The organism is Dysgonomonas sp. ZJ709, from assembly GCF_011039195.1.
Taxonomy (GTDB): Bacteria; Bacteroidota; Bacteroidia; order Bacteroidales; family Dysgonomonadaceae; genus Dysgonomonas.
On the sequence record NZ_JAAKEM010000012.1, the window covers coordinates 13,720 to 26,066 of the forward strand.

Here is a 12,347-nt window from a genome sequence, read left to right on the forward strand (position 1 = left end):
TTATGGAATGCGGATACCAACGGTATCTATCAATATAAAAAATACAAAATTTTATGAAAAAGCAATTACTTATTGGTATACTTTTAATATTAAGTATTACTATGATAGCTCAAAATTCAAACAAAACATACGATGCTGAGTGGAAACAAGCCGAAAAATATGAAAAAGAAAAACTACCTCAATCGGCTTTAGGTGTTGTAGATAAGATTCTAAAGAAAGCAATTGCTGATAAAAACAATCAGCAGGTTGTGAAAAGCCTTATTTATAAAGATAGATTTAAAGAGGCTATTAATACTGATGATAAAAGCAATCTGATTTATGATCTGGAGAATCTAATCTCACAAACAAATAATATTCAGGAGAAAGCTCTTTTACATTCCATGCTTGGAACATTATATTACGAATACTACTCAAGTAACAGATGGGAAATAGATCAGCGTACACAATTAGAGGATCTCATACCTACTGACATACAAGAATGGAGCACTAATATATTTATTGACAAAATCAGAGAGAATCTAAATCTGTCAATACAAGATAAAGAAACATTAAAAGCGCACAAAACCAGTGAGTTTAATATTTTGATAATACCCGGGGAGGACTCGCCTCAATACTATCCTACCCTATACGACTTTTTGATGCTTCGTGCTATCCAATTGTCCGAAACAGTGGCAAATATGCGTAGCCAAACAAAAGATCTCACTACTGCAACAGGACTTACACTCGATCAGCTAGCTCTCCCTGCAGATCAGTACATAAATCTAGAGATAAAAGATAGTGAACATGAGATGAGCTTACCTTTCACATACTATCAGCAGTATTTGAAAGACCTGCTTAATAGAAATATGACTTCGACTATAATAATCACAGAGTTAGGGAAGATACAGTTTATCGGAAATATTGCGCGAAATTATTCAACTAGCGGGAAAGAACTTGAAGCATATATAGACCTGCAAAAAAGATATGACAACAATGAAACATCAGTCGAAGTTATAGATGCAATTATTGGTGAGATTTTAAACACTACTTCCGATTCGAATGAACGTAACGAAAAAGTGTATTATTGGTGCACTAAAGGAATAAATCAATATCCAAACTACAGCAAAATAAATATACTCAAGAGCAGACTTCTTACATTGGAAGAGCCAAGTATTAGCATCAGTAATGAAAACAATCCGGCTTACCCCAATACGCCAATTAGTATAAATATTTATCACAAAAATATACAAGCCTTAAAGAGGAATGTCACTTTCAATCTTTACAAAATAGAAAAGAATCAATATTATAAGGTAAACCAGTATTCACCCGAACTTATTTCTGAAAAAACATATATAGTAGACACTGTAAAACTAAACATAGGAGAATTACAACCCGGCTCTTATGAACTCGTATATATATCGAATGAATCTGACGATGAGCATGAAGAAGCAAGTACATCATTAACCCGCGGAAGTCGCGTATCGTTCATTGTATCGAGTCTCACAACTTATAATAGAAATAGTGCAGAAAACGAATACGAAATATATGTTCTCGACCGTATTACCGGAAAACCGATTTCGGGAGCTTCTGTAATCGTCTATCAGGAATACAGGAATGCAGATAACGAATGGAAGAAAGTAAATACACAGATTGAAACAAACGATCTTGGCCTCGCAGTTTTCAAAGACACACTAGAAAGGAAAAATAATAATTATAGTTGGAATGTTGGAGAGTATAAAGTAAAGCTTGATTCTGATACATGCCTGCAAAAAGCCAATTTATCCCGAGGTGCATATAGTTATAGACAAAGTAACGGAACTCCAAATTCCACAATCAGTATATTTACAGACAGAAGTATATATAGACCGGGGCAAACCGTTTATTTTAAAGCGATAACACTTAATCGTAATGGTAAACCGATCGATCGAAATCGCTCTGCGGTGAAACTTTACAATACAAATGGAGATATAGTAGCCGAAAAAGATCTTATTAGCAATGAATTCGGTTCTATATCGGGAGAGTTTATCCTTCCACCATCGGGACTGCTTGGCATATATTATATTGAGGTAGATGGAGAAGCCCAATCTTATTTCAACGTAGAAGAATATAAACGTCCTACTTTCGAAATTACATTTGATAAGGTGAAAGATACCTATTCATTCGGTGAGGAAATAAAACTGAAAGGCTATGCCAAAACCTTTTCAGGTATAAGTCTGCAAGATACCGATGTGGAATACACCATTAAGAGGCGAGAATCTAATTTCTGGTTTCGCCCAAGAATGAGTGTAGGCAGCCATTTCGGGGATGGTAAAGTAGTAACGAATAAGGATGGGTCTTTCGATATATCTTTCGTTCCAAAAGCCGCTGATTCTAACAATGGCATTTTACGAAACAATATTTACATTTTCGACATTACAGCATCTGTAACAGATATCAATGGCGAAACTCAATCCAGCACATACTCTTTCACCGTAGGCGATGTATCGATGGCCATCAAAATAGATATCCCTACCCAGATAGAAAAATCTGACAGTACCAAAATTACTATTAACGCCTTAAACCTTGAAGGTGAAGAAATACAAACAAAGGGCACATACACCCTATATACCGTAAATGATAATGGTTCAGTAGAAAAGACAGTATTTGATGGCTCTTTTGAAACAGGTATCCAAGAAGGTTTTAAAACGAAACTGAAAGACCTTGCTTCAGGTAAATATCAACTGCAAGTGAAGGCTATCGATAATAAAGGTAAAGAGGTTAACGAAAAGGCCGATTTTGTACTTTACTCATACGAAGACAAGAAACCTCCTATAAAAACAAATGCATGGGTTGTTGAAAAAAACATTATTTTCGACAAAGAAACTCCTGCCGAAGTTATTTTCGGAGTTAGCGGCAATGAGGTATATATACTTTATCAATTATATAATAACTCAAAATTATTCGAACGTAGGTTCATTAATCTTAGTGATTCCAATCAATCTTTCGAGGTTCCGTATAAAGATGAATACGGCGATAATGTTTATATGTCGTTCACCTCAATAAAAGACGGTAAGTTCGAGAATAACGACATATTGCTTTCCAAGAAAGAAGAGAAGATGGATAATAATCTTACAATAAAGCTAGATGTATTCAGAGATAAACTTCTTCCGGGCAGCAAAGAAACATGGACTATTAGTGTCGCAAATAGTAATTCTGAACCCGCAATAGCAGAACTATTGGCTTCGATGTATGATATTTCACTCGATAAAATTACACAGCCGAATGTATGGTCTTTAAATCGTCCATCAATCCAGAAAGAGGTTATATATCCGATTGGTTTCAATATTCTTGACACTAATTCCTGGCATTTTAGTCCAACAAAAATAAAATTACGTGATTATAATCAGCCCCAAATAGATTGGGTGTACAGTCTGATATCCGGCAATACATTTGACAAGCTAAATTGGTTTATACCACCGAGCGACGATAAACATAGTGTCGATATAGCAGAGTTGAAGAGTCATAAAGTAGCAATCGAAAGTACCATGTATCGCAGTAAAGCTGTCGGCGGAGAGGTTCAAGACGCCTTAATGCCTAAAAAGATGCCAAGCGAAACACCTCAGATCAGAAAAAATTTTAACGAAACAGCTTTTTTCTACCCCCAACTACTAACTAATAAAAAAGGTGAAACTCTTATTTCATTCACCGTCCCTGATAGTAATACTTCATGGCGATTCAGAATTCTTGCTCATGACAAGGACGGCAGATCCGGAGATGTGGAAAAAACCGTAGTGACACAGAAGAAGCTGATGATAACACCTAATATGCCACGCTTTATACGTCAGGGAGATAAGACTACGATATCTACTAAAATATCTAATTTGTCGGAAACAGGAATTAAAGGAAAGGTAAGTATTGAGTTTTTCAACCCAATTACAGATAAGGTCATTTATCTGAAGATTGCGAATCAGAACCAAACATTTTCCATCGAAAAGGATGCATCGACCTCAGCTAGCTGGACATTCGATGTACCAACCAATCTTGAATTTATCGGTTGCCGCATTGTAGCACAAAGTAAAACATTCAGTGATGGAGAACAACACGCATTAGTCGTATTACCAAATAGTATGCTAGTTACCGAGAGTATGCCTTTCGATGTAACGGAAAAGGGTGTTAACACCTTTGTTTTCGATAAATTGAGGGATAATAAATCTGAATCGTTAAGTAACTACAGGTTGACATTGGAGTATGCCAGTAATCCTGCATGGTATGCCATACAATCATTGCCGACTATGACCAATCCATCGACTGAGAACGCGGTAAGCTGGTTTGCCAGTTACTATTCAAACTCGTTAGGAGCGTCTATTGCCAGACAATACCCTAAGGTTTCGGCTATTATAGAAGCCTGGAAAATGCAAAATGAGAGTACAGAAACCCTTGTTTCGAAATTACTGAAGAATGAAGAACTCAAAAATGTTCTGTTAGAAGAAACTCCATGGGTGATGGATGCTAAAAATGAAACAGAGCAAATGCAACGCTTATCGCTATTATTCGACTGGAATAATACAGAACAGTTAACCAACACTTCAACCAATAAATTAGTTGAACTACAAACCAGCGAAGGTGGCTGGAGTTGGTACAAAGGTATGGGAACCAGCAGAAATGTTACACAATATATTTTATATGGTTATTCTCAATTGCAGTTAGTAGGCCAGGTAGAATATCCATCACAAATAAAAGAAATGCAGATGAGCGCCCTTAAGTATCTGGACACTCAAATAAGCAACGATTTCAAAAATTTGAAAACAAATAATAAAGATTGGGAGAAAATAACAAAAATATCGACCAGCCAGCTCGAATACTTATTTGTACGCTCATATTACCGCGATATTCCTATCGACAAAGATGCCCGTGATGCTGAAAGATTTTATACATCTATTGCCAGTAAAAATTGGACAAACCTGGATCTATATGAATCGTCGATATTAGCTGTAGTACTCAAACAAAATGGAGATAAAGATTTAGCAACAAAAATTGCGAAATCGATTAGAGAATATTCAAAAATCGATAGTAAATTAGGCATGTATTGGCCAAATAATAAAAATCAAGTATTTTTGTCTATGTCTGCTGTTAGCACACATACATTCCTAATGAATGCTCTGAAAGAAAACGGAGCCAGTGATAAAGACATGGACCTGATGAAAAAATGGCTGATTAAGCAGAAACAAACCCAAGCTTGGGAATCGACTCATGCCACTATCGACGCCATCAATGCACTCTTAAGCACAGGTAGCAATTGGTTTACAGCAGAAGAAACGCCTATCAATATCACTGTAGGTGGAACTAAAATTGATGTTGATAATAAAGAATTAGGCACAGGTTATATAAAAACGACATGGAATAAATCCGAAATAACAAGTGACTTGAGCAAAGTAGAAGTAATAAACGAAAATAGCCATCCATCGTATGGAGCTCTATACTGGCAATATTTCGAAGATATGAATAAAATTACATCGCAAGGGGGAGATCTGAATATTGAGAAACAGTTATTTAAAGAAGTAGTAAGCACTACCGGAAAATCGTTACAACAAATAACCGATGGTAATCCATTGGATGTTGGCGACAAAGTAATAATTCGTCTGACTGTTAGAGCTAATAATGATATGGAGTTTGTACAATTGAAAGATATGCGCACATCCTGTTTCGAACCATTGCAAGCACTATCGGGCACAAGATGGCAAAATAGTTTACTATATTACCAGACAACGAAAGATGCATCGACAATCTTCTATTTCGACAATCTGCCTAAAGGAACTTATGTACTTGAATATCCTGTATATGTGAATAGAACGGGTGAATATACAAATGGAATCACTACGATTCAATGCCTTTATGCTCCCGAGTTTACTTCGCATACAGCAGGGAATAAAATAATTGTAAAAGATAAATAATGAGAAAACTAACACTACTTACACTACTAACTATTACGTGCTTATCATTTGTTCGATGTAATTCGGAAGTAAAATCTGTATTTTCATCAGAGGATGCAAAAAAAGAAGAGATGGAAAAAGAGCGAAAAGTAGCTTTTGACAAATTAAAGATAAAGGCAGATTCGGCAAAGGTTTTCAGCAAAGAAAAGGGATTTAGCGCAGATTACTGTGTTTTGATCGATTTCAGTATTCATTCGGGCAAAAACCGCTTCTTTGTCTGGGACTATAAAAATGATACCATTAAGTACAGTAGTTTATGCTGTCACGGTTATGGTAAAAAAAGCACTCAATCAAAGCCTGTTTTCAGTAACACTGAAGGCAGTTATTGTTCGTCGTTAGGTCGCTACAAATTAGGTACTCGTGCTTATAGCCAATGGGGGATCAACGTGCATTACAAGATGCACGGACTTGATAAGACAAACGATAATGCCTTTCAACGAATAGTTGTACTTCATTCTTTTGACAGGGTACCTAATGAAGAAATTTATCCATCACATTTACCATTAGGGTATAGCCAAGGATGTCCTGTTATATCGGATGAGGTTATGCGAAAAATGGATGCACTACTTAAAGAGACCAAGAAACCAGTCTTGATGTGGATATATACTTGATCATTTTAAAAAACAATCAGAATATATAAATCATACCTATAATGTCAAATTTTGTAAATTCCTTAACGAGTTTCATATTTATTAGTACATTTGTGTGTTAATTTATTCACAAATAAGGGATATACATTAATTAATTGAGTAACACATTCGAAATTTAGATATATGAAAAAAATTAGTTTTATTTTATTGGCTTTAATTCTTTCTACTGGCTTTATTGCTGCACAAAATGGAAAGAAAGCTCCTAAAGCTACATTTACAAACGAGGTGCATGATTTCGGCAAGGTCGAAGAAAGTGTAGGAACTGTAAGTTGCGAATTTGTATTTAAAAATAACGGTGATGCCCCTCTTGTGATTCAACGAGTGCAAACAACTTGCGGATGTACAACACCTGATTATACTAAGGAGCCTATTTTACCGGGTAAAGAAGGTAAAATAAAAGTTACATTCTCTACTACAGGACGTCCCGGCGTTTTTGATAAGAAAGTAACGATATTTTCGAACGTTCCTGACGAAGTTTACGTATTGACTATCAAAGGAGAAGTTATTCGTAAAAGATAAGAGAATAAGTATTGCATAATATAATAAAAAAGGTTGCCATTTTTCATGGCAACCTTTTTTATTATATTTCAATTTCTTCGTAGGAGTGAATCACATGTAGTAGTTGAGAATATCACGGATATATGCCATGTTTCTATAGTAGTTTGAAGTATATATACTCAATTCAAATCTGTAAAAAGATTGTGAGTAACCAATTTATTAAAACCGATTCTTAGTTCATTATATATCAGAATGGATAACCGACAGCAATATGCCAAGACACATTTTTATTCAGTTTATAAGGCTGAGTTATAGGCCATCTTCTCGTATTTGGGTTATCAGAAGGGTCGTAAGCTTTCCAACCAGCATCAAGACGAATCAGTACAAAATCAAAATTTAGACGAAGCCCTAGCCCCCAAGCAGCAGCAATTTCTTTATAGAAGGAGTTCAATTGAAATTGACCATTTTCCTGACCCTCATACGATTTCACTGTCCAGATATTTCCGGCATCAATAAAAGCCCCTAATTCGATAATCCAAAACAACTTACTTCGATATTCTATATTGGCATCCATCCGCATCTCTCCTGAGTGATAATAGAAATTATCTTTCTTTTCGTCCTTAGCATAAAAAGATCCCGGGCCGAGTTCTCGCACAGCCCATCCTCTCACATTATTTGCTCCACCCGAGAAGAATCGCTTTTCGATAGGGATTTGGCTGAAATTCCCGTAAGGATACGCTAACCCACCACCTACGTGCCATGCTATTGAATTTTTCTCATCGAGAGTATAAGTTTTGCTATAATCGAATGTTCCCTTAAGATATTGGGCAAAGTTAGTACCAAATATTTGGCGCGAGCCCGATTCTTTTTTCGTATCGGCTATTATCGCAGCCAATGCAAGAACATTACCCGCCGACTCTATGGAAGCTCGAAGAGAATAAACAGACGGCATCAGTCTATTAGTATTGTTGGCGTTCGTTTTAGAGAATGTATAACCGGCACTCATTATAAATTGATTTGTAAAACTGTACCGGAATGCTGCTTCCGACAAATTATTTCTAAAGGTAGTGTCTAATTTACTTTCGGGTACACGTATATAACTTACATCTATGAGGTCAATAATATGCCGGATAGAAGAACGTCGCCTATCCTGCCATGTGTATTTAACACCTGTAGATAATACTGTTCTACTGAAAAATCCGGGTCTTCTTTGGTAAGTATAATTACCTGTAAGTTGTGTTGTAGCATGTATGCGTTGTCTGAAATCCCGATCCAATAATGGAAACATAAAACGAGGAAACGTTAGAGAAGTCTCCCCACCTATTTCGAAATAATTATCCTTGAAACTTGAGAAATTAGGGGTAATAGCTTCATAAGAGCCACGCAATCTTACATTAAACTGCTCCGATCCCCTGAATATATTACGATGCAGGTATCCCATTCCTGCCCCGACTCCAAAGAAACCTCCTGAATTGGTACCTTCCAACTCAGTAGATATACCTTGCTTTTTATCCGGTATACAAGTGATTATACAGCGTAACTTTGTGGAATCGTTTTCCCAATACTCAACATAACTTATGTTTACGTTTTTCAATATACGCAACTGCGATAAAGCGCTATAAGTCAGAGAGGTCATATTTTCGTTATACAATTCTCCCGGACGAATAAAACAATTGTTGAGTATTACATAAGGTTTGATGTACTCACCTCTTTCTCCATAAAGAATGCGATAACCATCTTTCTCGTAAATACTTGTTGGCTCATAGCTACTTATATCACCTATTTCTATCGGATTAAAATCAACATACAAGTCAACTCCTGTTACCTCATACTGACGATGGGGGGTTTCTGTCGTCTGACCATTCTGCGCACGTTGGGTAAATGGGTATATGCTTAATTCTAATTCTACTTTGTTGTTGCCCAAAGTTGTATCTGCTACAAAACCTATATATTCTTTGTTGAACGCATAATAACCGTTACGTCTAAATAGAGAAGTTATCCGATCACGCTCCTGGTCCAGCATATCCAAATCGAATCTTGAGTTTCTATGAACCAGCGAGTTACGATACAGAATACTATCGAGGCTGAAAACCACAGTATCAGACCCAAACTCATTTCTTTTAAAACTTTTTGAAGGGAAAGTTGGCAATAACTCCTTGTTAATCGTAGTTTCCTTTACATCAATAATATAATCATCTATCTTATATGGCTTGCCTGCTTTTATATCGTATATGATTCGCGCACGCTTACCCCTAAGGGTTATAATAGGCGACACCTCTGCATTCAAATATCCTCTATTAGTCATAATACGCTTAAGATCGACAACAGTATGGTCGACTTGGGTACTATCATAAATTACGGGAGGTTCGCCTGCATGGCGCAATTTTTTATTAACCCACTTTGTAGAATCGTGCCCCGAAAGATTATATATAGATAGAGGCAGCTTGAATACTTCGAATGTTTTAAAATTGGGTTTTTGTTTTATATAAGTATTAAGCTCCCATGCAGAAATGGATTTTGTATCACTTTTCACCTCAGCACTAGCCAGTAAGTATTTCCCGTCGGGCACAAACTTAGTGGACCTACATGCTTGGAATAACAAACATGAAAGAATGATTATAACTGAAAAAATGATTACCTTAACCCTCATTACTATCAACTAGTACAAACAGATTTCTGAAATGAACGACAAATTTATCATTTTAATTGTTTCTTTTCGTAGATTTGTTGTAAAAAAGAAATTAAAACAGATATTTCACTATGAAACTAGATCATGCTGCCATTTGGACTAATAATTTGGAAAAATTGAAAGAGTATTACGTACAGTTTTTCGATGCTGCACCTAACAACATATATGTCAATGAAACAACTCATTTCAGTAGTTATTTTTTATCCTTCGAATCGGGTGCCAGATTGGAAATAATGCATAGATCAGACATACCGGACAACAAGAATGACATTATAAACCTTCAATATAAAGGACTGATACACTTAGCCTTTTCGGTAGATTCGAAAGACAAAGTAGATGCTAAAGCCAAACAATTAGCTGAAGCTGGTTACCAGATATTACGAGGCCCACGAACAAGCGGCGATGGCTATTACGAATTTGAGACTATTGATCCCGAAAACAACCGTTTAGAAGTTATCTACAAATAAGAGCTGAGAATGAGCCTGAGCAAGAACAAGCTAAAATATATCCGCTCTCTGAAAGAGAAAAAATACAGATCCGAATATGGAACTTTTGTTGCCGAAGGTAATAAGATGGTAGGTGAATTACTCACTTGCATGAAATGTCAGCTACTTGTAGCCACAAAAGACTTCTTACAGGAGGTTGATACAAGAAATGTGGAAGAAATAATTGAGGCTAGTGATAGTGAATTATCACAAGCTAGCTTCCTCAAAACTCCGCAGCAGGTATTAGCCGTTTTCTATCAACCGCAATCAGATAATGATATAAAACCAGACAGCGAATTATATCTTGCCCTCGACGGCATACAAGATCCCGGAAATCTAGGTACAATTATCCGTCTTGCCGATTGGTATGGTATCAAGCATATTTTTTGTTCGATAGATACCGCTGACATATATAACCCTAAAACCGTGCAAGCTACGATGGGGGCTTTAGCCAGAGTAACTATTAATTATGTAGACTTAGCCGCTTTTCTGCAAGAGAATAAACATCTTCCGATCTATGGCACTCTACTCGATGGCAAAAACATGTATGACCAGGATATTACCCCGAATGGTATTATTGTGATGGGAAATGAAGGTAACGGCATTCGCCCCGAGATAGAAAAACTGATTAATAAGAAGTTATACATCCCCAATTACCCTGTCGGTCAGGCAACATCCGAATCGCTTAATGTAGCGATTGCAACAGCTATTATTTGCGCCGAGTTCAGAAGGAGATGCATGTGATTACTCAAGCAAGACGTAAGCCCAATAGTGACTATTCTCATTAACTGGGCAGAGTGGCAGGTAGCCGGATAATAACTTTTTATCCTTAAATCGTGTAGGGTGATCGAATTGCATTTGTGTATGTTTTTCGTATATCTCGCCATCCTTTGAACTAAAATCGATGTGAAAGAAGCCTTTCCTCCCCAACGAAATATATTTTTCGATTAACTGAATAACCATAAAGCCCATATTGTAGCGCATATTTATTTCGAGGCAAGGCTGCAACGCATAGCTATTCTCATCTGTATAGATAAGCATATCTACACCTATACACCCCTTATATTCGTAAGCATATTTCTCTGATAGAATACTTATCAACTTCGATTTCACATCATCCAACAAAGCTAACGATATCTTATCGGCTAACTGCTTCTCGATATTTTCTTGTGAATCGATATAGTTACCTAAGTAAGCACCTTTTACGTTAGTAGCAAACAAAGAATACCCTGCAAATTCCACTTTACCCTTCCCGTCAGACATAAATTCCATGGCGAAATCGACCTCTTTATCCAATAATCGCTCGATTGATAGCGTACCTTGCTTTTTAAGAATACCATGCAATATTTGCCTTTCGGTACGAGTCAAACCACCGATAGGTAATCGAAGCAGCCCCCTACCCGATGAAGAAAATGGAGCTTTTGCCAATAGCTGAAAAGGTGAAGCTTCTACCACTTGCTCAATATCTTCGAGATTGGTATAAAAATGAGGAATGATAGATGATGATATTTGAGGTAATTGTCTAAGCAGCTCTTCCAAACAGTCTCGTGCCGCCTGCCGACTATTGAGATAGGCGTATGATTCTTTCCAGACAGGAAGTTTCAACTCCTGATGATATTCCTTATTAATTTCTTCAAAGACATTGATGGACTGAGGAGAAATACCCCATAGAAGAATATCTTGTGTGTTGTATCTTTTCAAACACTCACGGGTAATAGCCTCTATCTTAAAACCAAGATTTTCGGATAGATAAGAAACAAACTCCTCATTCAATTCGTCTTCAACCAGCACCACATCGCCCGGTGTAGCATACCAAGCCGGAAGAAACCCCAATTCCCGTTGCAAAATTGCGATATTAGCAGGATGAGTATAATATGGCGAACTATTTAAAACTGCCGTTTCGTGTCCCGGATTGAAATAATGAATCATAGTTTATAGTATAATAGCTGCAAAAATAGAGAATAAATTGTCGATCAATCGACTTATCTGAAAAAGGTAACAAAAGTAACACTTTTTCCATTGCTTTCTAATGTAACTTTTTCGTTTAACCAAAGAGTAAATGCAGTGAAGTAGTTTC

At 36.6% G+C, this 12,347-nt stretch carries 7 protein-coding genes; 5 read left to right on the forward strand and 2 right to left on the reverse strand.

Translation table 11 applies throughout. The features are described 5' to 3' along the window. Window positions 1-53: 53 nt before the first annotated feature. The 3 genes from G7Y56_RS09705 (at window position 54) to G7Y56_RS09715 (ending at window position 7,117) form a co-directional block, all read left to right on the forward strand. A complete protein-coding gene (locus tag G7Y56_RS09705; RefSeq protein WP_255498717.1) occupies window positions 54-5,909 on the forward strand; it encodes an alpha-2-macroglobulin in 5,856 nt (1,951 codons plus the stop codon). Between the two features lie 110 nt (window positions 5,910-6,019). Beyond that, a complete protein-coding gene (locus G7Y56_RS09710; RefSeq protein WP_185153993.1) occupies window positions 6,020-6,559 on the forward strand; it encodes a murein L,D-transpeptidase catalytic domain-containing protein in 540 nt (179 codons plus the stop codon). Between the two features lie 162 nt (window positions 6,560-6,721). Beyond that, window positions 6,722-7,117 (forward strand): DUF1573 domain-containing protein, encoded by a 396-nt coding sequence (locus tag G7Y56_RS09715; RefSeq protein ID WP_165020794.1) that lies wholly within the window; start codon window positions 6,722-6,724, stop codon window positions 7,115-7,117. Between the two features lie 226 nt (window positions 7,118-7,343). Here the strand turns inward: G7Y56_RS09715 and G7Y56_RS09720 are convergent, their stop codons facing one another. Beyond that, window positions 7,344-9,665 carry a BamA/TamA family outer membrane protein gene (locus tag G7Y56_RS09720; protein ID WP_255498718.1) on the reverse strand — a complete coding sequence of 774 codons (2,322 nt, stop codon included), beginning with the start codon at window positions 9,663-9,665 and terminating at the stop codon, window positions 7,344-7,346. A gap of 191 nt (window positions 9,666-9,856) precedes the next feature. Between G7Y56_RS09720 and G7Y56_RS09725 the strand changes: the two genes are divergently transcribed. Then, complete coding sequence (locus G7Y56_RS09725) at window positions 9,857-10,252, forward strand: VOC family protein (RefSeq protein WP_165043081.1); 396 nt, start codon at window positions 9,857-9,859, stop codon at window positions 10,250-10,252. A gap of 9 nt (window positions 10,253-10,261) precedes the next feature. Next, window positions 10,262-11,014: an RNA methyltransferase gene (locus G7Y56_RS09730; protein WP_165043083.1), complete on the forward strand. Its 753-nt coding sequence runs from the start codon at window positions 10,262-10,264 to the stop codon at window positions 11,012-11,014. Here G7Y56_RS09730 and G7Y56_RS09735 read toward each other — a convergent pair whose 3' ends face one another. Further along, window positions 11,015-12,199 (reverse strand): hypothetical protein, encoded by a 1,185-nt coding sequence (locus tag G7Y56_RS09735; protein ID WP_165043085.1) that lies wholly within the window; start codon window positions 12,197-12,199, stop codon window positions 11,015-11,017. Window positions 12,200-12,347: the final 148 nt, after the last annotated feature.

Excerpts from the sequence above, each read along its gene's own strand:
- G7Y56_RS09725 (WP_165043081.1), top strand. The coding sequence starts at position 9,857 with ATGAAACTAGATCATGCTGCCATTTGGACTAATAATTTGGAAAAATTG.
- G7Y56_RS09735 (WP_165043085.1), bottom strand. The coding sequence starts at position 12,199 with ATGATTCATTATTTCAATCCGGGACACGAAACGGCAGTTTTAAATAGT.
- G7Y56_RS09710 (WP_185153993.1), top strand. The coding sequence starts at position 6,020 with ATGGAAAAAGAGCGAAAAGTAGCTTTTGACAAATTAAAGATAAAGGCA.
- G7Y56_RS09705 (WP_255498717.1), top strand. The coding sequence starts at position 54 with ATGAAAAAGCAATTACTTATTGGTATACTTTTAATATTAAGTATTACT.
- G7Y56_RS09715 (WP_165020794.1), top strand. The coding sequence starts at position 6,722 with ATGAAAAAAATTAGTTTTATTTTATTGGCTTTAATTCTTTCTACTGGC.
- G7Y56_RS09730 (WP_165043083.1), top strand. The coding sequence starts at position 10,262 with ATGAGCCTGAGCAAGAACAAGCTAAAATATATCCGCTCTCTGAAAGAG.